We start from the raw sequence: 25,358 nt of genomic DNA on the forward strand, positions 1-25,358 counted from the left end.
CTAGCACTCCAAACGAATGAGGCGGCAAACTTGCTCCTCACCCACTGCCCAGAACAATTCATAATGACTGTAAAGGCCAGCCAAAATGTACCAACAAAGTAATAACCCCACCATTAAGGCAAACGCGAAGCCAAGCGAGAAGATGTTTAACTGCGGTGCGGCACGGGTCATGACACCAAATGACAGGTTGATAGTCAGCAAAGCAATAATCCCAGATAGCGACATACTCAACGCGGTTTTGAACATGATGCCAAGCCAGCTCGCCAGCTCGCGAAAATCCACTGTAGTTAAAGTACCGGAACCGATCGGTAATGTTTTAAAGCTGAAGACCACCAGCTGCAGCATCTTTAAATGCCCGTCTGTCGAAAGAAAAAACATCGTGGTTAAGAACATGAACAACTGGCCGAGCAACGGCGTACTTTGTCCATTGGCGGGATCAACCATCGAGGCAAAACCCAAACTGGATTGCATGCCCAGAATTTGGCCAAGCAGAACGAAAGTCTGAACCATGAATTGAGTGACCATGCCCATCGCGATGCCGATAATCATCTGTTCCACAATAGTCATAAAACCGCGAAAAGAAACCAGCTCGATATCTTGTGGAACGGTGGGAATCGCGGGCATGACTGCAAACGTGATCGCCAGACCAAGGTAGAGACGTATTCGAGGAGAAACAAAACGCGCGCCAGTGACCGTCATCACCATTAACATGGAAGAGATTCGGACATAAGGCCAAAAGTAATTGGCGATCCAATCAAGGACGATATCAGCCGGGTATTCCATAAGTGCCTCTAGTACAACACCTGAGGCAGACGCTCAATCAAGCCGAAGAAGTACTCCATCAACATTTGTGTCATCCAGTGACCAAAGAGCATCAGAGCAAGCAAAGTAATAATCAAACGCGGCAAGAAGCTCAACGTCTGTTCGTTAATGGATGTCGCCGCCTGAAAAATTGCCACGAGAAGACCAATAAGCAAGCTCGGAATGATAATGGCGCAGACCATGATCAGCACCATCCACAGCGCTTCACGGAACAGCTCGACAAACATTTCTGGTGTCATGTTTTATCCTCTAACCTGCGCGAATCTAAAGGGCAAAACTGCCGGCGAGCGTCGACAATATCAAATTCCAGCCATCCACCAGCACGAACAGCATCAGCTTAAATGGCAGGGAAACAATCATCGGAGACAACATCATCATACCCATCGCCATGAGTACGGAGGCCACCACAAGATCGATGATCAAAAACGGCAAGAACAACATAAAACCGATTTGGAAGGCGGTTTTCAGCTCTGAGGTAATAAACGCCGGAATCAGCACGGCCATTGATACATCTTCTGGGTTGGTCACCTGCTCGCCAGACATATTGACGAAGGTTTCCAAATCCTTAATTCGCGTCTGCTTTAGCATAAAAGCTTTCATTGGCACCTGAGCGGCATCGAACGCTTCACGCGCTGTCACCTGCTCATTCAAATATGGCTGAATAGCGTTCTCATTGATCTCGTTTAGAACCGGTGACATCACAAAGAAAGTGAGGAAAAGTGCGATACCAATGATCACCTGATTCGACGGCGTTTGTTGCAGACCCATTGCCTGACGAAGTATCGACATCACCACGACGATTCGGGTAAATGAAGTCATCAAAATCACCATCGCCGGCAAAAAACCCAGCATGGTCATCAAGGCAAGAATTTGCAGCGTGATGGAATAGTCTTCGCTGCCGTCCGGGTTAGTCGTCATAGTAAAGGCAGGAATACCACCGCTATTCGTGACCGACATCAAGCGGCTGGCCCCCTTGTCACTCTGCATTGCCTGAACCGTGACGCTGGTGCCATCTGCCAAATTATCGGGTAGCGGAGATTCCTCCACCTGAGCAAACGAAAGTGAAGAAAACAGCATACTCATCAGCAGTATCAAGGTGCTAATGAGCAGGCGAATAGGATTACCCTTTGTCATTTTTTTTAATCAGTTGGCTAAATTGGTGGGCAAAAGCACTGCTCGTCAGATCTTCCTCTTTGAGCGGTTTTTCAAGCTTGGCTAACGTCTGAATGGATTGGCTGGTGATGCCGACTAAGAACTGCTCTTCACCGACATGAACAACAGCGATGCGTTCTTTAGGCCCGACGGGTAGCTGGCTGACGATACGTAAACCTTTTTGCTGTCCGAGTGCTGGCACTTTCATGCGTTTTAACAACCACGCAAGCAACAATATAACGCCGATGACCAGCACTAAAGAACCAAGCGTGGTGGCTAAATCGAGATTCGTTGGTGCCGTTGAAATGGGTGCTGCAGACAATGCATGAGGCGCACTCAGCATTAAGCCAAGCGCCCCCAAAAGTTGCTTCAATCGCAGTTTGGCTGAATTGACCACCATTAGCGCAGCTTCTTAATGCGTTCTGTCTGACTGATAACGTCAGTCAAACGAATACCAAACTTGTCATTCACTACAACCACTTCTCCGTGAGCAATCAAAGTACCGTTAACCAAGACATCAAGAGATTCGCCAGCCAAACGGTCAAGTTCGACCACCGAGCCCTGATTCAGTTGCAGTAGATTACGAATACTGATTTGGGAGCGACCAACTTCCATAGAAATCGTCACCGGGATATCCATAATCGTATCGAGTTTACGACGCTCATCATCTGAGATTGGGCTCGACGTATCTCTCAACTCCTCAAGCGGTGCTGCCAAAACTTCATTTACATCAATAGACGGTGCAGACGGATCTTCGCCAAGAGCGGCTGCCCATTCATCTGCAAGCTTTTGATCGTCACTTCGTTCCATTTTACTATCCTGTGCTTAGCCTTACTCACGCCATAACATGCGATTTCAGTAAGGTATCTTAATCTTCTGTGTCATTGTCTTTCTCAAGCTCAGACATGATGTCTTTACCCAAGAAGGCTAAATCTGTTTTCACTACATGAGGGCGTTGAATTTCTTGTGAAATCTGTACGGCCATTTTTTCTTCCGAACGGCCCATTTTGACTCGATAAGTCGGCAAATCTTCGACAAACATGGTCGCATGTTCCGGCATTTCAATTGGGATGATGTCCCCCGGTTGCAGTTCCATCAAATCACGCAGTGAGATGTTTTTTTCCAGTAGGTTCACACGGAAGTTAACCGGGCAATCCATGATCTCTTCACGCAGAGCTGAACTCCAGCGAACATCGGTTTCCATCTTGTCCGACTGCACGCCCGCATCCAACAGTTCACGGATGGGTTCAACCATGGAGTAAGGCATCACCACATGAAAGTCTCCGCCGCCCCCATCCACTTCGATATGGAACGAACTGACGACGATCACTTCCGTTGGACTGACGATATTTGCCATACTCGGGTTCACTTCAGAGTCGAGATACTCGAACTCCACTCCCATCACTGGCGACCATGACTCCTTGTAATCTTCGAAGACGATTTTCAACAAAAGCTGGATAATGCGTCGCTCAGTAGGAGTAAATTCACGGCCTTCAATTTTGGCGTGGAAACGACCATCACCACCAAAAAAGTTTTCTACCAGAATAAAAACCAGACGGGCTTCCATGGTGATCAGTGCCGTGCCTTTTAGCGGACGGAAACGAACCATGTTTAAACTGGTTGGCACATACAGCGTATTTTGGTACTCACCAAACTTCATCATCTGTACGCCGTTAATCGACACTTCTGCCGTTTTGCGTAACATATTGAACAGACTAATACGCATATGGCGGGCAAAACGCTCGTTGATAAGCTCGAGCGTCGGCATTCGGCCGCGTACAATTCGGTCTTGAGACGAAAAATCAAAACTGACGGCAGCACCGGGGTCGTTGTTTATGGATTCGTCAATGTCATCAACATCGTCAACGCCATGCAACAACGCATCAATTTCGTCTTGGCTTAATAGATCGGTCACGTTTTACCTATTGAATAACAAAATCTGTAAACAGTACTTTTTCAATCACTGGCTTACCGACGGCAGCGTTCAGTGCCGCTTTGATGTCTTCCGAAGCGCGAGTGCGTAACTCCACTCGACCAGTTGGCGAACGCAGCTGTTCAACCGTTGCAGAAGCAAACGTCGACAGTAAAGAGCTTTCAATCAGTGGCGAATGGTAACGCGCTAACTGCTCATTTTCAGAACCACGAACCATTAACTGAGTTTTGATTTGTACCAGTCTGTCACGGCTGTCTCCCGTTACATTGAAAAGAAACGGTTGTGGAAGATTCACATACACAATCGGATTGACTGCTGTCGTCGCTTGAGTTTGTTGAGAATCCGATTCTGCCGTTTGAGCAGGCTCATCCGCACCCATGAAAAAGAACGCCGCTGCACCACCTCCCAGTAACAGGACGACGACCGCGATGATAATGATCAGTAGCTTACCTTTGCCTTTTGGTGCGCCTGCCCCTTGTAACTGTTCTTCAGCCATTCTTATCTCTTATTCTTTGTTTTATGTTATCTGCCCGAAAACCAGACATATCTGTGTTCTACAGACCACTTCATTGACGCTATGCGTAGAAACTAATTCCATCACGCGGTGACGTTACCTTCACATTCAGTTCGATGTCAGCATCAACGTTGTCGTCTGACTGACCAGAAGAGAAACCTCGGCCAACAGTGCCCTGCCTATTCTGTTCTGTCGCTGCATAACCACTCTGTTGCTGACCACTGCTTTGCTGCTGCACCGACGATTCGGCCAACTGCATACCTTGCTGAGCCAGCATTTCTCGCAGGCGAGGCAGTGTTTGTTCAATGATCTCCCGAGCCTGTGGATTGGTAACGGTAAAATGCACATTAGTTAAATCACTGTTCATCGTCATCCGAATCTGCATTCGGCCAAGCTCAGGTGGATCGAGACGAATATCGAGGTTCTTTAAGTTCTTCGACATCATCATTTGCACTTTTTCCGCTACTTGGTCATTTGCCAACTCTTTAGTCAGCTGTAACGGTAATTGCGCTTGCTGCGCAGCATCGACGGCTCTAGCCTGCTGAGGCGTCGTTACGCCTTGCTGGTTAACCGCTGCCTGCAACTGACCAGCCAAACCTTGCTGTGGTTCGGTTGTGTCATGCTTGTCCGTTGTGGTTTTTAGTACTGTAGTTTTTAGTGAACCGGCAACCAATGCAGCGTTCATGGCTTTATTGCCGACTTCGGTATTAACCACCACCTGCTGCATGGCAGGATTCAGGCTTGCCGTTGCTAATGCTTCTGGCGTGACAGGCAAAGCCGCTTTGTCAGCAACTGTCGGTTGTTTCACATCCGGAGTAACCACTTGCTGGCTCTGCTGAGTCATCGCCGCTTCTGACGTTTGACGCATCGCACTATGTTGAGTGGTAAGCGATTCTGAAAGCACCACTTTTACCTCATCTGGCAGAGCAGCCAACTGAGCGAATGTTTGCTCCGTTAAGTCAGCAACTAACGTTCCGCTTTTCAGCTCCTCAATGATTTCAACCTCATGACTGGTGAGCGGTTTCCCCTGAGCCAGTTTGGTATCAATCTCTTCTATGTCTTCTATCGAGATGCGCTGAACCAACTTAGAATCAAAATCATCAGAAACGTCGCGAAGTATATTTGTCACTTGCGCGATGCCTTCAATTTCCTCGCCATGTTGCTCCAAGCCAGATTCCGTTTGAAGCTCCTGGACATACTGTGGTTGCCATTCTGGCAGTTCAGAACCCGACTCTGCAGGAGCAAAACCCGTCGCTTTGCCACCCAGTTCCACTTCATCAGAACTCTTGATGCTTTTGTTGTTAGTGTCGTAAGTGTTAGAAAAACCACCGACAATTTGAGGGGGCAAACCCTTGCCGCTGTTCGCGTCTTGGCTATGAGGCTTTAATGTTTGCTGCGCTTGTTCAATACGCCCGAGTAATTGCTGACCTTCATCCATCGATCGCTTCACATCGTGAGCGTCAGCTTTATCGCTCTTGGCGTCCTGTTGATCTGATTTGCTGATCATTGTCTCAGAAGCATCATGGTCAGAGTCCGCCGTACTCTCCACCTCAGCAGAGTTTTTCGCTGCTTCCGCTTTGCTTTCGGTTTCGCTATCTTGCTTTACCAAGGCAACGACTTGATCGTCAGAGGTTTCCTGATCACTCTCTTTCGCTAACAAAGCATCGGTCGACTGATTTTCATTTTTGCCTTCAACAGTGACTGTTTCTTGACTTTCGCCTTGTGACTGCATGAACTGGACAGAGGATGAATCCTCTACTTCATTTGCTTGTATTACGGGATTAGCCAGAGAAGCTTGGTTCTTTTGTGAAACTGTGAAAACGCCCGCCAAGGTTTCCAAAAAACCTTTGCTTTCTGAACCTTCTGCTGACGTTTTTGCGCCAGACTCGGAAACCGATGCCTTGCTAGTCGCAGAAACATTAGTCAAATTCACATTCATATAAATCTTCTCGTTCTTGGCATCACATAAAACGGCGCAGGCAAATTGCAAATCAGAGGTCATTTGAATTACTAGAGGGGAATTAGCAAAAATCACGCCAATACATAGCGTTAAAATTCTGACACTATTTCTTCTGACAATGTAGGAATGCAGTAAAGGCAGGACGAGCGGCATCTAAAGCAATTTAAAGTGGTTTTAACTTGCGGCTATAGAGCAGGGTCGAGAATTCATCCATTTGTTTCTGCTCACGTCTGGCTTCCAAAACTTGTTTCTCTTTGACGCGCTTTTCTATCATCCATTCGTATGACATTCGCTCTTTACGCATTTTCAGCCAATACTCTTTGCCGTTTTCAACCTGCTCTTTGAAATGGCTTTCCGCTTGTTTTTGCTTGGATAACGTTTCATCAAGCTGAGTAAGAAATCGGTTCAGATGACCATATTGACTTGCCGTTAGCCCTGCTTGCCCCCGGTCAACTAACTGCTGGCAGTAGTCGAGACGATATTTTTCAATCTGCTCAACTTGGCGGTAATAACTCTCAAGCTCCGAACGCGCTTTATTCAGAGCTAGCACCGCTTGATCTTCTCGCTCTTTGGCTTGTTCAAGCAAGAATTCCATTGCATTGTTCATACGCTATTACCCACCTAATATGCTTCTCAGCATGTTGACGCACATATCATATGGCACAGACTCTTTCATGCGCTGTTGCAAATATTCATCTAACTTTGGCTTGAGCGTGAATGCACTATCAATCACCGGATCGGTACCCGGCTTATAAGCGCCGATGGAAACCAAATCCTGATTTTTACGGCAAATCGACAACACCTGGCGTACGGCTTTCGACATCAGAACATGCTCTTCGGTAGTGATCTGCGGCATTACACGGCTGACGGATTTTTCGACATCAATGGCCGGATAGTGACCCGCATCGGCCATTTCTCGTGACAACACGATGTGGCCATCGAGGATTGCCCGAGACGCATCGGCAATCGGGTCTTGCAGGTCATCACCTTCTGTCAGAACGGTGAAAAATGCGGTGATTGAGCCCTGTTCTGCACTACCGTTACCAGCACGTTCGACCAGTGCGGGTAGTTTGGCAAATACCGATGGTGGATAACCTTTAGTTGCAGGAGGCTCACCTACTGACAATGCAATTTCACGCTGAGCCTGAGCAAAGCGTGTCAACGAATCCATTAATAGCAGTACATCCAAACCTTGGTCGCGGAAGTATTCTGCGATGGTGAGTGCGGTCTGACAGCCTTTTAAACGCATCAAAGGAGAAGAATCGGCAGGCGCGGCGACCACTACCGAGCGGCGACGCCCTTCTTCACCCAAGATCTCTTCGATGAACTCTTTTACTTCTCGTCCACGCTCACCAATCAGCCCAACGACAACGACTTGAGCGGTGGTGCCTCTGGTCATCATACCCAGCGTAACCGATTTACCGACACCAGAGCCTGCGAACAAGCCAATTCGCTGACCTTTACCAACCGTCAGCAAACCATTGACCGCCTTTAAGCCCACATCAAGAGGCTCCGAGATAGGTTTACGTGCCAGTGGGTTGATGGGATCGGCATTAAATGAAGCACGACGATCAGTGTAGATAGGACCAAGTCCATCAAGTGGATTACCAACACCGTCAATGACACGCCCAAGTAACTCCATCCCAACAGGCAGGCCTGCATCACTGGTTAATGGCGTGACTTTAGCGCCGGGTAAAATCCCGGTGATTTGCTCACTCGGCATTAAAAACAGGTTGTCGCCGGAGAAACCCACCACCTCAGCTTCCATATGTCCTGACATGGTTTCGACCAGACATAAACTGCCGATAGGAGCCCGGCATCCTGTGGCTTCTAACGTCAATCCGACAACACGTACCAGCTTACCTGAAGCAACCGGTCGCGTGGTTAAGCCTTCTACTTTGTAGTTTTTTAAACGGTCGGCCAGCGCTAACATGGGTTACTCACCCTCTTGGTGGCGGTTTGCGCCGCAAAAACTATGCAGCACGTTTTTAATGCGCTCTTCCATACGGTAGTTGATGCTCGACTCACCCGCTTCGATCTGCACATCACCACGATTGAGAGACGGTTCAGAGACCAGTGTCCAGTTACGGCAATCTAAATCTTGCTCCCCATACGCTGAGCGAATGATGACCACATCTTCCGGATTAAGGTGCAACGTAATTGGATGGCCTGAGATCGGCAAGGCTTCAGCCGACTGCTTGACGGTATCGAGAATAATTTGTGGGTTGGTCTGGACTTCTACGTGCACCACTTCTTTCACGAGGCACAACACCATATCCACCAGCTGTTTCTCTACCTGAGCGTTCATCAGCTCCAGTGGCTGGGCAAACTGATTAGCCAGGTTCATAAAGACTTCTACCTGCTGTTGAATGAACGCTTGCCCTGCACTAATCCCTTCGGCTTTACCAAGCTCTAAACCTTCAGCATGACCAGCTTGTAGGCCTTCTTCTTTGCCTTTGTCATAACCTTGTTTAAAGCCCGCTTCCTGACCTTGATACAACCCTTCCTGATAAGCGCCTTGCTTGATTAATTCGATCTGCTCTTCGGTCAACTGCAGAACTTGCTCTTCTTCTGGTTCGTCAAAGCTCGGTATCCAGCCGGGGTCGTAATTCAACGCAGTCTGTCTGGCTTGCTTGGCTTTTGGCTCACCATAGTCAGGAAGTCCCCAGCGTTGCGGTTCGATCATCGCATCATCTTCGTCGGGGCGGATAAATCCACGTTTTCTATCGCCAGCCATGGGTTACCTATTTATGTTCGGTTATGTGTATTCGATTTTGAAGGGAAGATGCCCTGCAATAGGAGAACGCAGGGCAATAGGGATTACAAGAATTCGTCTGCGCCGCCAGACAACATGAGCTCACCAGCATCTGCCATACGGCGAGCAATCGCGAGAACCTCTTTCTGCGCCGATTCCACATCGGCAACCCGTACTGGTGGCATCGCTTCAATGTCATCACGCATCATCTCAGCGGCACGTTTCGACATGTTCTTAAACACTTTCTCACGAAGGGAATCGTCTGCACCTTTCAGGGCTTTCTGCAACACATCTTGTGGTACATCACGCAGCAGTCTCTGAATACCTTGATCGTCAACTTCCGCCAGATTTTCGAAGACGAACATGAGATCCTGAATTTGCGTCGCCATGTCTTCGTCCTGATCGCGGATTTGCTCCATCAAGATACCTTCGACGTTGTTGTCCAGGTAGTTCATGATCTCGGCTGCCGCTTTCAGACCGCCAATCTTCGCCGCTTGTGCACCCGCCTGACCTGCGAACTGTTTCTCCATGATTTCGTTAAGCTCTGCCAATGCTGATGGCTGGACTTCTTCAAGGTTGGCAATACGCATCATCAAGTCCAGACGCACACGCTCCGGGAATTGTGACAGGATTTCCGCTGACTGATCCGCATCTAGGTACGAAAGAACAATCGTTTGGATTTGTGGGTGTTCGTTGACGATGATGCTTGCCACCTGACGCGGATCCATCCATTTCAACGAATCCAGACCTTTCGAGCCGGTGCCAAGCAAAATTTGATCAACTAAGTTGTTCGCTTTGTCTTCACCCAGAGCGGCGATCAATGCATTACGCATGAAATCTTCGCTGCCCATACCGATGTTGGTGTACTTCTGAATGTCTTCTAAAAAGGCACGGTGAACCGCAGATACTTTTTCCTGACTCAAATCTTTTGCCCGAGCCATCGCACTACCGACGCGCTGCACCTGTTTTGGTTCCAGATGGCGTATGATCCCCGCCGCATCTTGCTCGTTAAGACTTAACAACAAAATGGCCGCTTTATCATCACCACTAATGGTTGATGCATCAAACGTAATTGGCATACCAGCGCCACGTTCATCTTGAGGTACGATATCGTTAGCCATTTTCATTCATCCAGTTTTTCACAACTTGCGCTGCCAGTTCAGGCTCGTTTGCAACTAGTGCACGGACTGCTTTCAGCACATCTTCATCTTTATGTAAGTTAGGCAGATCAATACTTGAGCCGAACTCAAACAACTCACCGCTTTCGATGTCGCTGCCCAGTAAGCTAGTTTCACCATTCGCGCCAATTGGCAGACCATCAGGTCCATACATTTCGTCTTCATCATCGCCGGTTGGGTTAAGCAGTTTCCTCATCGCCGGGCGAACAAGAACAAGCACAACTACGATGATGACCAAAGCACTGGCAAACCATCGAACCCAATCGTTGAAGTTCGGATGTTCCCAGATTGGTTGATCGACAATGAGCTCAGCTTCCGGCTCTGCAAACTTCACACTTAACACGTTAAGTAAGTCACCACGTGACTCATCAAAACCGACCGCACCAATCAACACCTGACGAATCGCATTTATTTCGGCTTCAGACGCTGGCGTGTACGTCACTTCACCAGTATCAGGATTAACCTGGCGACGTTCTTTGATCGCGACTGACACCGTCTGGCGGGCAAGGGTTCCCGTTTGTTTACGCTCGTGGCTGATCGTGGTGTCTAACTCAAAGTTACGTGTGGATTCTTTACGCACTGAGCCTTGTCCCATCAAAGAGCCATCTTTCATCTGCGCTACGTCTTGTGGAATCGAAGCATCCGCCGGTGGCTGGTTACTCAGCGCGCCTGGAATACCGGCAACCATGTTGCCGTTGTTGTAATCTTCCAGTGCGTATTCACTGCGTGTCGCCGGTGTATTTGGGTCAAAGCGTTTACGCGTTTGCTCCACGGCGCTGAAGTCCATTTTGATATCGACCTGTGCGGTATAGTTGCCGACGCCTAAGATTGGCAGCAGCACCGAATCAATTTTCTCGCGAAGTGCCTGCTCTTGATTACGCTCCAACTCTTGTTCTTTACGTCGAGCGGCAGAGGCAGGGTCTTCCGATCCTGAGCTCAGCAGACGACCATGCTGATCGGTCACGGTAATACGGGAAGTTTTCATTCCCGGTACGGCACTTGCTACCATGTCAACGATGGAGTCGACTTCCTGCTGCTTAAGGTTTGCACCAGTAGATAAAGTCAGGAAAACAGAAGCAGAGGCATCTTGGTTATGACGAACAAATACGCTGTGCTTTGGCAACGCCAGTAGTACGCGAGCTTTACGAACCTGCTTCATCTCTTCAATAGCTTGAGCGAGTTGTCTCTCACGACTGAGTTTCAGTCGCTCTTGCTCCAGGCGCTGAGAAACCCCAAAGCCCATATCTTGCAGCAAGATATCATCGCCAGCTTCCGTTGCCTGATTGACACCGGCACGTACCATCCCAAGCTTGATAGAGTTGTAGTCACTCGCTTCAACGGACACAGTATTGCCGTCCAGCTTGTAATCGATTTTTTGCTGATCGAGATAATCAAGAACCGGGATCAGTTCTTCCGTCTGGTAAGCGCCAAGCGGACGCATCTCTGGTTCTTTCACCCAGAAGAATAGCATCACGATCAAAGCAACACAGATAGAAATCGACAGCACGAGCACGACCTGACGAAGTAAATCCAGGTCGCCGACTGCCATATCGAGCTTGGAAGCACTGCGCTCTTCTAGATCTGGATTTTGGCTTTCCACATCAATTCCAGAGTTCGCAACCAGAACACCATCTGCACCGCCATTAGTGACGGTTAAATCTGTAGACTTGTCTGCCACACTTATTACCTAAATTACACTGGCATATTCATGAGGTCTTTATAGGCCTCGACGAGCTTATTGCGGATTTGAACAGTGGCGTCAAAAGCGACACTGGATTTGTTACGGGCAATCATAACGTCAGAAAGGGAAACATCGGCATCGCCTCGGTCAAAGCGAGTCTGCAGATCACCCGAGGTTTTTTGAAGTGTGTTTACGTTATTGATGGCCTGAGTCAGAAGATCACCAAAATCTGCCCCAACTTTCGCACCTGTTGCCGTAGGAGCGGTGTTAGTTGCCTCTACCATCATGGCGCGCATATCTGCCTGAATACCATCAACTTTCATTACTACCTCGAAGCCAAAAGTTTGACTATTAATAAAACTGTTCATTATCAAAGCAATTAGCGTGCCAGAAGGCGGAAGCATATTGTCTACTTACACTTTCGCCTTGTGACTTGGCATGCAGAAAATTAACTAGGAATATCGATGCCGGCATCACGCATTTTCGCCAGTTTGTACCGTAGGGTTCGCGGGCTGATGCCAAGTTTCTCGGCCATCTCCTTACGGCGACCATTACACTCAACCAGCGTATCGAGAATGATCGTATATTCTTGATCACGCAGTTCGCTGCCTAACCCTTCTCCGCCTGACACGATACGACTCACGCTTTCTGTCTGAGCAACAGGCTTAACATCCGGCACCAATACTTCAGCGTTTTGTATCACTCGCTGAAGGCTATTTGCGTCTTGCCAATCCACACCTTCTAAAAGAATGTGTTCAGCACTAATGTCGCCATTTTCACTCAGGATAAGAGCACGTTGAACGACGTTATCGAGTTCGCGCACGTTACCTGGCCATGAATATTCGAGCAATTTTGCTACTGCAGATACAGAAAGCTTCGGTACTGGCATACCCATCTTGCCACAATGACGCTCAGCAAGATGTTTTGCTAATGGCTCAATGTCACCTTTGCGCTCACACAGTGCAGGCCATGCAATCGGGAAGACATTGAGGCGGTAATATAAGTCATCGCGGAAGTTACCTTCCGACACATATTGTTTAAGATCGCGGTTACTGGTTGCCAAAACTCGAACATCCAGTTTAATGCTCTTACGACTGCCTAATCGCTCGACTTCACGCTCTTGCAGTACACGCAGTAGTTTTGCCTGAAGGTTGAGATCCATTTCACTGATTTCATCCAGCAAAATAGTCCCGCCCTGCGCTTGTTCAAATTTACCCGGACACGCTTGTACTGCTCCGGTAAACGCGCCTTTTTCGTAACCAAACAGCGTGGCTTCGAGCATGTTGTCCGGGATAGCAGCACAGTTGATGGCAACAAAAGGACCATCCTTACGGCTTGAAGCGTTGTGGATGTAACGCGACATCACTTCTTTGCCCGAACCACTTGGTCCCAGAATCATGACGTTGGCGTCAGTGCGTGCCACACGGTCTGCCAGCGCTAATAGTCGTAGACTTTTTTCATCGGCAACCACAGCATCGCCGCTGTCATCACTTTTGATTGGCGCATAACGGCTGACCATATTAAGCAACACTTCCGGCGCAAATGGCTTTGCCATGTAGTCAATCGCACCGTCTTTCATCGCAGAGACCGCGTCTTCAATATTGGCATACGCCGTCATCAGCAAAACCGGCAGATTCGGCCAGTTCTGTTTGATGTTTTTTAGCAGCGCCAGACCACCCATTCCGGCCATTTGTACATCGGAGACGACAATGTCCACTGCGTTTGATTTTAGTTTCACTAGTGCGTCTTCTGCACAATCTGCTTCCAGCCACTCATAGCCTGCCAGAGCCAGAGTATCCACCAGGGCTTCACGAAGACCTTCGTCGTCTTCTACGATCAGCACTTTGCTTTGCGCCATTCTGATTCTCCAGTAATTGTTATTGGCAGAAGCCGCTTATTGCGCTTCTGCTTGCATTCGCTCTAGTGGAATGCACATGGTGAAGCAGGCTCCATCACCCTGCTCTGAAATGAGTTCCAATCGACCGTCATGGGCACGGCAAACCATTTGAACTACGGCGAGTCCTAACCCTGTTCCCTGTGAACGGGTGGTAAAAAATGGCTCCATAATTTTGCTTTGCAACTCTGTAGGTACACCCGGCCCGTTGTCCTGCACAGAGATGCGCAGCTCGCCGTTTACCGGACGGAAGAAAACATCGATTTGAGACTCTTTACCCGACATCTGAATCGCATTCATGACTAAGTTGCTCAGTGCCGATGCAATGGCGTTCGCGTTGCCAATCAGCCCTGTATGCTCTTCTTCTACTTCAAGAAAGTAATCAATGTTGTTGTTTTTTAAGGCTGCTTCAACCATTGGCTGATATTCCGCAACCAACTGAGCAATCGTAAATGGCTTAATGACTTTGTTATCACCACCTTTTGCAAAGAGCAGCATGTCATTCACCTGCTTTTCCAGATCATGCAGTCGATCCATTAATTTGCTCTGAAATCGGTCTCGCGTATTTGGAGGAAGATTCGGTGCAGCCAAGTTTGACGCGTAGAGCATCGCGCTGGATAAGGGAGTTCTGACCTGATGAGCAAGAGATGCCACCATACGCCCTAGTGACGATAAGCGTTGTAAGTCACTCACACGGGCTTGCAACAAGCGGGTCTCAGTTAAATCCGTGATCAGGATAAGCTGGCCAGTTTCGGACGCGGAAATCGCTAAACGAACTTTGCGACCATTTCGCAGGGATACTTCATGGCCGTCATCTTCACGCGGATCAAATGCCGCCTGAATGACGTTAAACCACTTCTCGTTGACTAATGGAATTTCAAGGATGCGGTGTGCTTCCGGGTTCGCTTCGCGTACCACACCAAACGTATCAAGCAGGATCACCCCGGCCGGCATAACATCCAGTACCTGCTTATAGCGTTCGACTTGATTTTCTACTGAGTCCAAATGGGATTGGTTCGTGTTATTTTCCATTAACTGCCTGTCGAAATATCGCCACTAAATAATAAAATAGCTTAGTAAGCAATTAGCATACCAAGCTATATTTTTATATTTATCAGTAACTTATATTGCGACAATAAGTTGACACAAAATTGACACAAGAATGTAGACGGTTTGGTGTTCCAGAAAACAGTCCACCGGAGTGAAAATTCCAGTCGCTTAGCGATTCTTTTAGGGTCATTCCAGCGAGCCTTAGCGAGACTAGGAATCTAATATCAGCACGCTGAGAATAGTTAGAAAACTCTTTGACAACAACGTGCTCGGATAGAAGATCCTGAATCACGCTCCTTCGTCGCTGTCCAGGATGTCGGTAAACTGGAATATATTGACCGCTGTTAAGTGAACGGCATTACACCGGATTGCAGCTTTAACGTTGTAAGTTGTACTTACGCATCTTTTCAACCAATGTAGTGCGGCGCATTCCCAGCATGTCTGCGGCTCGTGCCACGACACCAGCTTGCGCTTCAAGCGCCTGGCTGATCATGTTGACTTCAAGCTCAGCCAACAGTTCCTTCAGGTTGACGCCTTCTGGTGGCAGTTCCTGTGGCGCATTGGCGTTATGATCTAAATCACTTAGCTCATCGAAGCTGAAATTTTCAGAGAAAATGTCTTGGAACACATCACGCTCTTGCTCTTCAATCGAAACAAAAGGATTACCTTCCGGCTGAAATTCCGGAATGTCGCTGTAACGATACTTGGTTGGCAAGTGATTCACATCAATCAAGCTGTTTGGGTACAAAATCACCATGCGCTCAATAAGGTTTGCAAGTTCACGTACGTTGCCCGGCCAGTCATGTTCCATCAAAGAGTTAATGGCACGTGGAGTAAAGCAGATTGGTTGACCACCCTCTGCCTCTAAGCGCGCCATCAATTCTTGCAGTAATAAAGGGATGTCTTGTTTACGCTCTTTGAGAGCTGGCATCTCAATTGGGAATACGTTGAGACGATAAAACAAGTCTTCGCGGAACGTATCTTCTTCTATCATGCTCTCTAGATTGCGGTGTGTTGCAGCTACCACCCGAACATTGACCTTAATGGTATTGTTGCCACCCACTCGCTCAAAACAGCGCTCTTGCAGCACGCGCAGTAACTTTACCTGCATTGACATAGGCATATCGCCAATCTCGTCAAGAAATAGCGTACCGCCGTCGGCCAACTCAAATCGACCTTTACGAGACGTCAATGCACCAGTGAAAGCACCTTTTTCGTGGCCAAACAGTTCACTTTCTAAAAGCTCAGGAGGGATCGCACCACAGTTAATTGGCACGAACGGACCATTAGAGTAGGCGGAATGGTAATGAATATTGCGTGCTACAACTTCTTTACCTGTGCCAGATTCACCAAGAATCAGAACGTTCGCTTCGGTTTTCGCGACTTGCTCAATAAGGTGGCGAACTTCCTGAATACCGCGACTCTGACCGACCAAACTGCGGAAAAGTGTATTTTTTCGCTCACTTGCGATCACGTTCACACCTTTACGCCCGAGGAAGTCTTTGCAGTGACGCAACGCATTACTAAGCTGCGGGTAGTTTAGAGGCAGTTCCAGCTCTCCGACAAAGCTTGGCAGGTCGTCAACTGACAACGGAAAGCTGCCCATGATAAGCAGTGGAATATGGTATGCATCATTAAGATGAGCCATAACGGTGGTAGCCGCCGGATCTGATGAAATGTTACCTACAATGCATCCAGACCATAGATCAGACCAATCAACGTCGCCTAACTGTTCAGAGCTAACAGCTTCGCAACTTTCTCCAACAAATTCCAATATATTGCTTAAATTTAAACGACTTGAAGCGTCGTCATCAATTACAAGCAGCTTTGCCAAACCATGCATAAGTAAGAATGATTGCCTTTATTTTGGGGTGTGTTGCGGCCAAACCTTGATGAGCCCAATGAGTGTTTAGAAGGGCAGAAACGTCACACTCAATTCACGAGAGGCATAGGATAATCAGCAACAAAAAAAGCCATTAGGGCTACTAATGGCGTCTATTTTATTTGAATAAAAAAATAAGGCAACCAAGCAATAGAGAGCTCTGGGCGTGATTGTGACCTTGCTGCACAACTTGTTGCGTAAGTGGTCAATATACATTCAAGTCAATATAAATATTTGTTTTAACTATCAAATACCAACTTCAGCTGCAGTTAGGTTATGGAACTCTGTCGGGATCTGATCCCAGGCCGATTTTATCTCTCGGATAATGTCGATGACATCATCAATAGATTGCGGATCATTTTTATGGTTAGCCGAAGAAATCTGCGTGATCATAAATTCATAAAGTGAATCTAAGTTTGAAGCAATCTCACCACCATCATCCATCGACAAACAGCTACGTAACGCGATGATAATATCCAGTGCTTTACCCAAACGCTCACCTTTTACAGGAATGTTACCTGCTTGCATGGCTGCTTTACCTTGAATAAGGCGCTCAATCGCACCAGCCATTAGCATCTGAATGACTTTGTGCGGAGAAGCCGCGCTTAGCTGGCTGTCGACTGATACCTTTTTGTATGCTTGCAAAGATCCGCGCATAGTAATCCTCTTTTTAAATAAACTTTTTGTACTGCTGAAGCGAACGTTGGCCATAGCGCAACTTGTGCAGCTCTTTTCCGGCCTTTAACGTTTCTGATTTCATCAGCTCAACAATACTTTGGGTACGAGCAAGCAAATCTTGCCACCCTGCATCCTGCTTAACCAAAGGATTTTGTTGAACAATTGGTAGCAGGTTTCGCAATAACCGTTCCCTGATATCGACCAGTCTTAGAATTTCTTCAGTATTTATCTCGACTTTTTGCAGTTCATGGTTAATGCGTTGATCTATATCATGAATTTCTATAAGTTCAGTTCGCATCTATTAACCCAGCGCATTCATTAGAGCCCCAAGCTGACCTTGCATCTTTCCGGTGGCATCTTGCATGGCGGAGAACTTCGCATGGGTACGTGTTTCCAAGCTTTCCATGCGGCGATCAAGCGCCACTTGATCATCATTGAGACGGTAATTTTGTTCAGTGAGGCTTCTTTCTCGGGTGCGGATACTACCGGTAATACCCGTAATTCCGTGGATAGCATCTTCGATTCGTTTCGCAAAACCCGTATTGCCGCCAAAGAACTTCTCCAGATCATTGAAGTTGTTATTCAACTGTCGATCGAGCATGTCGTAATTGATTTCGAGTGTCCCCTGACGCGTGGTAGTAATACCAAACTCGGTGAGTGACTTCAGATTTTCTGGAGCTTTCTCTATCTGGGTCGAAAAGACCGATTTCAGCCTGGCATCAGCACTTCGTACTGTGCTATCTCCCGATAAAGGGCCTTTTTGCCCAGTAAGCGGGTCGATATTCGCTAATGCCTGAGAAGTCTGGTAGAACGAGTTATAAGCAGCGACAAAGTTCTCTATATCGCTACGAACGCCCTGGCGGTCATACTCAACACCAATCTCTGCTGGTGTTTGATTGGGGTCTGACTTGCCTTTCAAGGTCAGATCGACACCCTCTATCGCGTCTTCAATCACGTTGTTGTGACTGGATAACCTCGCAACACCATCGAGCAGTACAACAGAGTCCTGCCCCGCCTGAACTTCAGTCATACCACGATAACCGTCAAACATCGCTTGTGCCTGAGCGATTTTTCCTTCGGCAGACTCTATTTTTTCAAGTCGCTCGCGCTCTTCTGGTTTCAGTTTCGCCCGATGAATCTGCTTCGCTTGAGCTTCTGTCAGCTCACCACGCTCCACTTTTTCATCAAGTTCTTGCTTTTCATCGGCAATTTTTTGTTCTATTTCCGCTTTCTCTTGAGCAAGGAGTTGTTTGGCTTCTTTAGTGGTTACATAAGAGTCGGTCAGCGTACCAGAAGCCGTATTGCTCCAGCCCGGAACATCAGGAGCCTTGGCAATCGCCGTTTCATCCAGCTCGAGTTCTGGCTCCTCGTAAGAATCGAGTAATGTGCCAGATGCCGTTTCAGTCCAGCCGGGAATACGATCTTCTGGACGCCAGCTCGCGCGCTCATTCGCTCTATCCAGTGCGGCTTGGCCAGCTTTCGCTGCTACAGTGCCCGCGGCAGAAACAGGCTCATTAGATGCGCTGTCTTGCTGACCATTAGCCCCCTTTTCAGAGGATTGCATTTCAGCTGGTAGAGGATTACCGCTCTCGTCTAGTACTACGGATTCATTGAGCTGTTCTGGCGCTTTTAGGGGGCCTAACACTTCTTCAGCCGCAGCGCGTGCGTCTTCCAGCGTCCGAACTCGGTCTTCAAGTGTCTGGTATGCGAACTTTTTCAGTGGATTACTTTGTTCAGTATCCACGGTGATAGTAATTTGATGGTCCTTACCAGAAAGGTTAGAGGCAAGGATAAGGCGTGGCCCTTCAACGTCATTGATGAGGGAGGCTCGTACGCCGGGGTTGTCTTTTGCGCCGTTAATGCCACGCACGACATCAACGATCTTAGCGCTTGAACGGACATTAATGCTAAAGCTGTCATCACCAAGCGAAATATGCAGCTTACCCGGGCCAAACTTCGCGTCTTGGGGCAAAACATCAGACGCAATTTTATGACTCTGCGCAAGCTGCAACACATCGACAGCATATTTACCAGCTATAGCATCGGTAGTTGCTGTAGCAGATACGATCTTATCGTCCGTGGTCTCAACCGTTCGAGCGGCAAAGGCCTTCTCCTGACGAAAATTCGCCATGAGGTTTTTCATCGTATCCAATGATTCTCTGAGTCGTCCATAGGCACTGATGCTGGCATCTATTGTCGTGCGTTCATTGTTGATGCGTTGCTGCTTTGGCACACGCTCGGCATCGACAATTTTGCTGACCATGGAATTGATATCCATCCCGCCAGACATCCCTACAGGGCCTAAACTCATTAAATCACCTCAAAAACGACTTACACTTTTTCAACTAACAAACCGCTGTTAGCTGTGTGCTCAGCTAGACGACGCAGCACCACCAGCATGTCTTCATCAGGAATTTGACGAATCACGTCGCCGGTTGTGGCTTCGTAAATCGTCACAACGTCTCTGCCGGATTCTTCATCCACACGAAACGCTAATCCCTTGTTTATGGAAGTCACAAACGCATTCATTTGTGCCACCATTTTTTCACGCTCTTCCCTGTTTAGCTCCTGACGGCTTTCCGCCATCTCTATAGCAGCCTGAACAGAGAAGTCGTGTTCGGTGCCTTTCGCTTTTTGCAGCGAAATATCACCAACTGAACTTGCTGGGCGCGGCACGCCTGTGCCATAGCCATTTTTACTAGCAACTTTGGTGCCATCCTCTGCACCATAAGACTGGATGTTCGATGTGTAGGAGGATATTTCCATTACAATCTCCCTTCCAACTTAGTGAGCTAACGATAGGTTCTATCGCTTTGGCTGAGTCAGCCTGATTAGCCCAATAAGCTTAACGCTGCAGATGGTGACTGCTTCGCTTGTGCCAGAATAGAAGTACTCGCTTGCTGAAGGATTTGCGACTTAGTCATTGCCGTGGTTTCCTTCGCGTAGTCAGTATCTTTAATACGGCTCTTAGACGCATTAACGTTTTCATTAATGTTGTCTAGGTTACTGATTGCGTGATTGAAACGGTTTTGGAATGCACCCAGAGACGCACGTTGGCTGTCTACTGATTTAAGCGCACCGTCAATGACAGCTACCGCTTCCTGAGAGCCAGCAACAGACGTGACGTCGATGTCTTTAACGGTGACATCTTTTGCATCATCGAAACCAATTTCATCAGCCAGGTTGCCAGAGAACTCGACTTCGCTGGTTACTTTCTGAGTAGAAGCAAACACTTGCAGCTTACCGTCTTCGCCTACTGACGCTTTCACGTCTTCACTTTGACCGTTAATGTAAGTCGCTAGCTGCTCGATATCGTCGCCTTGTTTCGCATCAATAGTCAGCTCTTGCTCTTCGCCTTGTTTGTTGGTGTAGCTCAATGTTAGCTGAGTGTTTTCACCGACTCTCCAAGACGCATCTTTGCCTTCTTCTGCTGCATAGCTCTTACCACCCATTGCAGAAGTATCAGAACGCAGACTGCTCAAAGACAGCATCACCGCTTCACCTGAGTCAGCACCGATTTGGAAAGATTGAGTACCGTAAGTACCGTTAAGAAGTTTGTTACCACCAAATGAGGTCGTTTCCGCAATACGGTTTAGCTCGTCATTTAACGCTGTAACTTCTTCTTGAATCGCTACACGTTCTGCTTTTGAGTTTGAGCCGTTCGCAGATTGAAGCGATAGGTCACGCATACGTTGTAGGATATTAGTAGATTCATTCATTGCACCTTCAGCAACCTGTGCAATAGAAATACCGTCGTTCGCATTTTTCACCGCCATGTCCAGGCCACGGCTTTGCGCGTTCAATCGGTTTGAAATCTGTAGACCTGCAGCATCGTCTTTCGCGCTATTGATTTTATAACCCGAAGACAAACGCTCCATTGATTTTTGTTGACCTTCAGCCGCCTTATTCAGGTAACGCTGTGCGGTCATTGCAGAAACGTTAGTATTAACGTTAATCGCCATAGTTGATCTCCTTAAGTTTGCCAATATACCGTCGTGTCTCTCACCTCACTTAGGTATATCTCATTTCTCTCAGTCTCTTTAACGGCGACTGATGCATATCCTTTAGGAGAAATTTCCAATATTTGCGATTAATTTCCTCTACTTAGCGAAATGTGACGGTCATCTCCCGTGACCGATTAATTCGTCCCTGCTCTTTCCACAGACAGAAAAAACCCAGCCGAAGCTGGGTTTACTCGCTCATCTCTCACCACGAGCCAATAAGGTTCTAGTCTGAGATTAATGTTGGTATGGTGCTTAACCTAGCAGACTTAGCGCGGAGTTCGGCGCTTGTTTCGCTTGCGCAAGGATTGAGCTTGACGCCTGCGATAGAATTTGTGACTTGGTCATTGCTGTCGTTTCTTTCGCGAAGTCGGTATCTTTAATACGGCTCTTCGACGCGTTCACGTTCTCGTTAATGTTATCCAAGTTGTTGATTGCATGGTTGAAGCGGTTCTGGAAAGCACCCAGTTCTGCACGGTGGCTGTCTACGTACTTCAGAGCGGCATCAATGATCGCGACAGATTCTTGCGCGCCACCTACTGATGTTACATCGATAGTATCAACGGTTACGTCCTTACCGTCACTCAGACCCAACTCACCAGACAAACCGCCAGAGAAAGAGACTTCCCCTTCGACTTTGTTGTTACCAGCAAAAATTTGTAGCTTGCCATCTTCGTCTACAGACGCTTTGACCAGATCAGTTTGGCCGTTAATGTATGTCGCCAGCTCTTCGATATCGTCGCCTGCTTTTGCGTTAATCGCGATCTCTTGCTCTTGACCAAAGCTGTCTGTCAGGCTGATTGTCAGGTCTGATTTATCGGCAGAAACATTCCAGTCTTTACCTTTGCCATTTTCAGCCTGGTAGCTCACGCCACCCATCATTTTGTTATCAGAACGCATGTCTTTTAGCTGAAGCATAACCGCTTCACCATTGTCCGCGCCAATTTGAAACGATTTAGTGCCGTGTGTACCGTTCAGAAGTTTGTTACCACCAAACGATGTGGTTTCAGCAATACGGTTCAGCTCATCGTTCAGAGCGGTCACTTCTTCCTGAATCGCAACACGCTCTGCTTTTGAGTTAGAGCCGTTTGCAGACTGAAGTGACAGGTCACGCATACGTTGCAGAATGTTAGTTGTCTCATTCATCGCACCTTCAGCGGTTTGTGCAATCGAGATACCATCATTCGCGTTACGAACAGCCACATCCAGACCACGGCTTTGTACGTTCAAACGGTTCGAGATTTGCAGGCCAGCAGCGTCGTCTTTTGCACTGTTGATTTTAAAACCCGAAGACAAACGCTCCATTGATGTTTGCTGCGCTGAGTTTGCGTTGTTTAGGTAACGCTGAGCGGTCATCGCTGATACGTTTGTGTTTACATTTACTGCCATGGTGATTTCTCCAATTGATTTTCCGATGTAGCGGTTTCCGACGTCTCGGAAAACCAAGTAGTTCTCTCAAAGTTACTTTTATTAACGACACATGGTCTGATTTCTTTAGGAAAAATCTTAGATTTTTTTAAAAAAGTTCATTTTGAGCGGGGATCTTGACGAAATTGATAAAAAACCAAAAAAACTTTAAATTTTCGCTAAAGCTTCTTTTTTACCTGTCGATAAAGGCAGATTTTTCTCTGTGTTTCACTCAACCAAGTAAGGACAAAACAAGATTTGGTGCTTGTTTCGCTTGAGCAAGAATAGAAGTGCTGACTTGTTGCAAAATCTGCTGTTTTACCATTTGCGTGGTTTCTTTGGCATAGTCCGTGTCTTGAATGCGGCTGTTCGACGCTGCCACGTTTTCTTGGATGTTATCTAAGTTGTTGATCGCATGGTTGAAGCGATTTTGGTAAGCACCCAGTTCGGAGCGGTGACTATCCACATACTTCATCGCTGTATCCAGAACCGCAACCGCTTCCTGTGCCCCACCAACGCTGGTGATATCGATATTGTCGACCGCTTGGTACCCTTTCAGCCCCATACCTAACTCAGTGGCCAAATCGCCGGAGAAAGAAATCGTCCCCGATGCGTCTTTGCCCGCCATAAAAAGCTGCAACTGCCCTTTTTCATTGACGGAGGCGGAGACTTTGTCCGTTTGACCATTGATATAGGTGGCTAACTCTTCAATGTCGTCACCGGCTTGAGCTTTTATCTGGATTTGTTCCATCTCACCCAAGCGGTTAGTAAAAGACATCGTAAGTTCGTTTGCATCACCCTTAACTTTCCAATTGGCCCCTGCTCTTCCCTGAGAGACATAACTGAACCCGCCCATCTCTAAGCCATCCGTGCGCATGGATTTCAGTTCAATTTGTACCGCCTCTCCTGAAGCAGAGCCAATCTGAAAGGCCGATTTGCCAAAGGTGCCATTGAGCAGTTTACGCCCACCAAAAGAGGTGGTTTCCGCGATACGGTTCAACTCATCATTCAGTGCACTGACTTCTTCTTGCAGGGCGACACGCTCTGCTTTGCTGTTCGAGCCATTCGACGACTGTAACGACAGATCTCGCATACGCTGCATAATGTTGGTGACTTCATTCATCGCACCTTCTGCGGTCTGCATGATCGAAATACCATCGTTCGCATTCCTAACCGCCACATCTAACCCACGCATCTGCGCTTGTAAGCGATTAGAAATCTGCAAACCAGCAGCATCATCCTTTGCACTGTTAATACGCTTCCCTGAAGACAAACGCTCCATGGATTGATTCAACATGTCAGTCGCATTGCTCAAATGACGCTGCGCAACCAAAGCTGAAATATTGGTATTAACGGTGATAGCCACAAGTAAGTATTCCCATGAATTGAGTTGTTGAATACTTATCGGCCGAATTAGCGGAAGGTTTAGCGGTTTTAAAAACGAGAAAAGAGCAAGACAAAGAAAAGAACGCAGAGACAAAAAACCCTCCAGAAGCGGAGGGTTTGAAGAATTCGAACTGAGGTTTATTTGATAGCCAGTTCTGCTAGCATTTCCTGAGACGGAGCAAAGAAGTACGCACCAGTTACCGCCTTAGTAAAGCGCAGCAGTTGGTCAGTCTTACCATCAGTAACGCCGTACATGCTCTCTAACATCACTTTGATGTTGTGCAGAGTATGGCAGTAAGAGATGAACAGCAGACCGTGAGCGCCAGTCACTGTACCGTATGGCAAACTGTGACGAACAATCTTCAACCCTTTACCTTCTTCTTTAATGTCTACACGACCAACGTGTGACGCAGCTGGGACATCCTCCAACTCAACAGAATCTGGCTTGGTGCGACCGATAACCTTTTCTTGTGCTTTTACATTTAAACGGTTCCATGCCGGAAGGTTATGCTCAAAGCGTTGCACCATCACATAACTACCACCAGCAAATGGACCTTCTTTGATCAATGCTACGTCGGCACGAGCATCGCCTTTCGGGTTTTCAGTACCATCGATGAAGTCCGTCATATCACGCGCATCAAGGTAACGATATCCGTAAGTTTCATCAACCACAGTTATATCTTCAGCGGTATCTGCAAGAAACTTACGCAGTACGTAAAAATGCAGGTCGTGACGTGTAGAGTGGCAGTGAATTAACACATCGACGTCGCTTGATGGTGCGACAATGTCGCCTTCACCAAGCTGCGGAAAATCAATCAACTCTTCTGGCATTCCAACGTTTAAGTGCTGCCAAAATGATTTTGTGAATGCGATGGAAAGTGTCAGGTCTGCACCTGGCTGGCTGTTATTTAGCTCTTTAACCAGCTCCGGAAGCGCTTTGAGTTTCGCCAATACGTTGTCACGGTTTTGGTTCACTTTGAGTTGAGTGTAGAGTGCAAATGGTGCTGCTTCTGGCACAATTGCCGTTTGAGCTTGTAACATTAAGTTTTCCTCTAAACTTTGCCC

The 25,358-nt window shown here is 47.6% G+C and carries 25 protein-coding genes; all 25 read right to left on the reverse strand.

Translation table 11 applies throughout. The features are described from left to right. Window positions 1-783 (reverse strand): flagellar biosynthetic protein FliR, encoded by a 783-nt coding sequence (gene fliR, locus WJM94_RS14230; protein WP_444494855.1) that lies wholly within the window; start codon window positions 781-783, stop codon window positions 1-3. Window positions 784-791: 8 nt separating this feature from the next. Beyond that, window positions 792-1,061, reverse strand: a complete 270-nt coding sequence (fliQ, locus tag WJM94_RS14235; protein ID WP_444494856.1) for a flagellar biosynthesis protein FliQ — start codon at window positions 1,059-1,061, stop codon at window positions 792-794. A gap of 25 nt (window positions 1,062-1,086) precedes the next feature. Continuing rightward, window positions 1,087-1,956 (reverse strand): flagellar type III secretion system pore protein FliP, encoded by an 870-nt coding sequence (gene fliP / locus WJM94_RS14240; RefSeq protein ID WP_444494857.1) that lies wholly within the window; start codon window positions 1,954-1,956, stop codon window positions 1,087-1,089. Continuing rightward, window positions 1,943-2,317, reverse strand: a complete 375-nt coding sequence (fliO, locus tag WJM94_RS14245) for a flagellar biosynthetic protein FliO (protein ID WP_444495110.1) — start codon at window positions 2,315-2,317, stop codon at window positions 1,943-1,945. The genes fliP and fliO overlap by 14 nt, the downstream gene beginning before the upstream one ends. 56 nt (window positions 2,318-2,373) lie before the next feature. After that, entirely contained in the window at window positions 2,374-2,784 is a 411-nt protein-coding gene (gene fliN / locus WJM94_RS14250) for a flagellar motor switch protein FliN (protein ID WP_444494858.1), read from the reverse strand. A 58-nt stretch (window positions 2,785-2,842) separates the two neighbouring features. Beyond that, window positions 2,843-3,889, reverse strand: coding sequence for a flagellar motor switch protein FliM (gene fliM / locus WJM94_RS14255; protein WP_444494859.1), 1,047 nt, complete (start codon window positions 3,887-3,889; stop codon window positions 2,843-2,845). A gap of 7 nt (window positions 3,890-3,896) precedes the next feature. Beyond that, window positions 3,897-4,403, reverse strand: coding sequence for a flagellar basal body-associated protein FliL (fliL, locus tag WJM94_RS14260; protein ID WP_444494860.1), 507 nt, complete (start codon window positions 4,401-4,403; stop codon window positions 3,897-3,899). A 79-nt stretch (window positions 4,404-4,482) separates the two neighbouring features. Further along, window positions 4,483-6,360 (reverse strand): flagellar hook-length control protein FliK, encoded by a 1,878-nt coding sequence (locus WJM94_RS14265; RefSeq protein WP_444494861.1) that lies wholly within the window; start codon window positions 6,358-6,360, stop codon window positions 4,483-4,485. Between the two features lie 184 nt (window positions 6,361-6,544). Then, window positions 6,545-6,988 carry a flagellar export protein FliJ gene (fliJ, locus tag WJM94_RS14270; protein WP_444494862.1) on the reverse strand — a complete coding sequence of 148 codons (444 nt, stop codon included), beginning with the start codon at window positions 6,986-6,988 and terminating at the stop codon, window positions 6,545-6,547. A 6-nt stretch (window positions 6,989-6,994) separates the two neighbouring features. Next, complete coding sequence (fliI, locus tag WJM94_RS14275) at window positions 6,995-8,314, reverse strand: flagellar protein export ATPase FliI (RefSeq protein ID WP_444494863.1); 1,320 nt, start codon at window positions 8,312-8,314, stop codon at window positions 6,995-6,997. 3 nt (window positions 8,315-8,317) lie between these two features. After that, complete coding sequence (gene fliH / locus WJM94_RS14280) at window positions 8,318-9,118, reverse strand: flagellar assembly protein FliH (RefSeq protein ID WP_444494864.1); 801 nt, start codon at window positions 9,116-9,118, stop codon at window positions 8,318-8,320. Between the two features lie 83 nt (window positions 9,119-9,201). After that, window positions 9,202-10,257 (reverse strand): flagellar motor switch protein FliG, encoded by a 1,056-nt coding sequence (gene fliG / locus WJM94_RS14285; RefSeq protein ID WP_444494865.1) that lies wholly within the window; start codon window positions 10,255-10,257, stop codon window positions 9,202-9,204. Beyond that, complete coding sequence (gene fliF, locus WJM94_RS14290; protein WP_444494866.1) at window positions 10,250-11,992, reverse strand: flagellar basal-body MS-ring/collar protein FliF; 1,743 nt, start codon at window positions 11,990-11,992, stop codon at window positions 10,250-10,252. The genes fliG and fliF overlap by 8 nt, the downstream gene beginning before the upstream one ends. Before the next feature lie 14 nt (window positions 11,993-12,006). Then, window positions 12,007-12,318, reverse strand: coding sequence for a flagellar hook-basal body complex protein FliE (gene fliE / locus WJM94_RS14295; RefSeq protein ID WP_444494867.1), 312 nt, complete (start codon window positions 12,316-12,318; stop codon window positions 12,007-12,009). A 125-nt stretch (window positions 12,319-12,443) separates the two neighbouring features. Further along, window positions 12,444-13,853, reverse strand: a complete 1,410-nt coding sequence (locus WJM94_RS14300) for a sigma-54-dependent transcriptional regulator (RefSeq protein WP_444494868.1) — start codon at window positions 13,851-13,853, stop codon at window positions 12,444-12,446. A 36-nt stretch (window positions 13,854-13,889) separates the two neighbouring features. Next, window positions 13,890-14,921 carry a sensor histidine kinase gene (locus tag WJM94_RS14305; protein ID WP_444494869.1) on the reverse strand — a complete coding sequence of 344 codons (1,032 nt, stop codon included), beginning with the start codon at window positions 14,919-14,921 and terminating at the stop codon, window positions 13,890-13,892. A gap of 394 nt (window positions 14,922-15,315) precedes the next feature. Then, complete coding sequence (locus WJM94_RS14310) at window positions 15,316-16,782, reverse strand: sigma-54 dependent transcriptional regulator (RefSeq protein ID WP_444494870.1); 1,467 nt, start codon at window positions 16,780-16,782, stop codon at window positions 15,316-15,318. Window positions 16,783-17,067: 285 nt separating this feature from the next. Continuing rightward, entirely contained in the window at window positions 17,068-17,478 is a 411-nt protein-coding gene (gene fliS, locus WJM94_RS14315) for a flagellar export chaperone FliS (RefSeq protein ID WP_444494871.1), read from the reverse strand. A gap of 13 nt (window positions 17,479-17,491) precedes the next feature. Continuing rightward, a complete protein-coding gene (locus WJM94_RS14320; RefSeq protein ID WP_444494872.1) occupies window positions 17,492-17,797 on the reverse strand; it encodes a flagellar protein FliT in 306 nt (101 codons plus the stop codon). A 3-nt stretch (window positions 17,798-17,800) separates the two neighbouring features. After that, window positions 17,801-19,810, reverse strand: coding sequence for a flagellar filament capping protein FliD (fliD, locus tag WJM94_RS14325; RefSeq protein ID WP_444494873.1), 2,010 nt, complete (start codon window positions 19,808-19,810; stop codon window positions 17,801-17,803). A 20-nt stretch (window positions 19,811-19,830) separates the two neighbouring features. Further along, the gene (flaG, locus tag WJM94_RS14330) at window positions 19,831-20,265 is read right to left on the reverse strand and encodes a flagellar protein FlaG (protein WP_444494874.1); all 435 of its coding nucleotides are present in this window, start codon (window positions 20,263-20,265) and stop codon (window positions 19,831-19,833) included. Between the two features lie 65 nt (window positions 20,266-20,330). After that, window positions 20,331-21,461 carry a flagellin gene (locus WJM94_RS14335; RefSeq protein ID WP_444494875.1) on the reverse strand — a complete coding sequence of 377 codons (1,131 nt, stop codon included), beginning with the start codon at window positions 21,459-21,461 and terminating at the stop codon, window positions 20,331-20,333. Between the two features lie 294 nt (window positions 21,462-21,755). Then, a complete protein-coding gene (locus tag WJM94_RS14340; protein ID WP_444494876.1) occupies window positions 21,756-22,889 on the reverse strand; it encodes a flagellin in 1,134 nt (377 codons plus the stop codon). Between the two features lie 250 nt (window positions 22,890-23,139). Continuing rightward, the gene (locus WJM94_RS14345; protein ID WP_444494877.1) at window positions 23,140-24,273 is read right to left on the reverse strand and encodes a flagellin; all 1,134 of its coding nucleotides are present in this window, start codon (window positions 24,271-24,273) and stop codon (window positions 23,140-23,142) included. 158 nt (window positions 24,274-24,431) lie between these two features. Beyond that, window positions 24,432-25,334 carry a Dyp-type peroxidase gene (locus WJM94_RS14350; protein ID WP_444494878.1) on the reverse strand — a complete coding sequence of 301 codons (903 nt, stop codon included), beginning with the start codon at window positions 25,332-25,334 and terminating at the stop codon, window positions 24,432-24,434. Window positions 25,335-25,358 lie beyond the last annotated feature (24 nt).

This window comes from Vibrio sp. YIC-376, assembly GCF_052353105.1.
GTDB lineage: Bacteria > Pseudomonadota > Gammaproteobacteria > Enterobacterales > Vibrionaceae > Vibrio.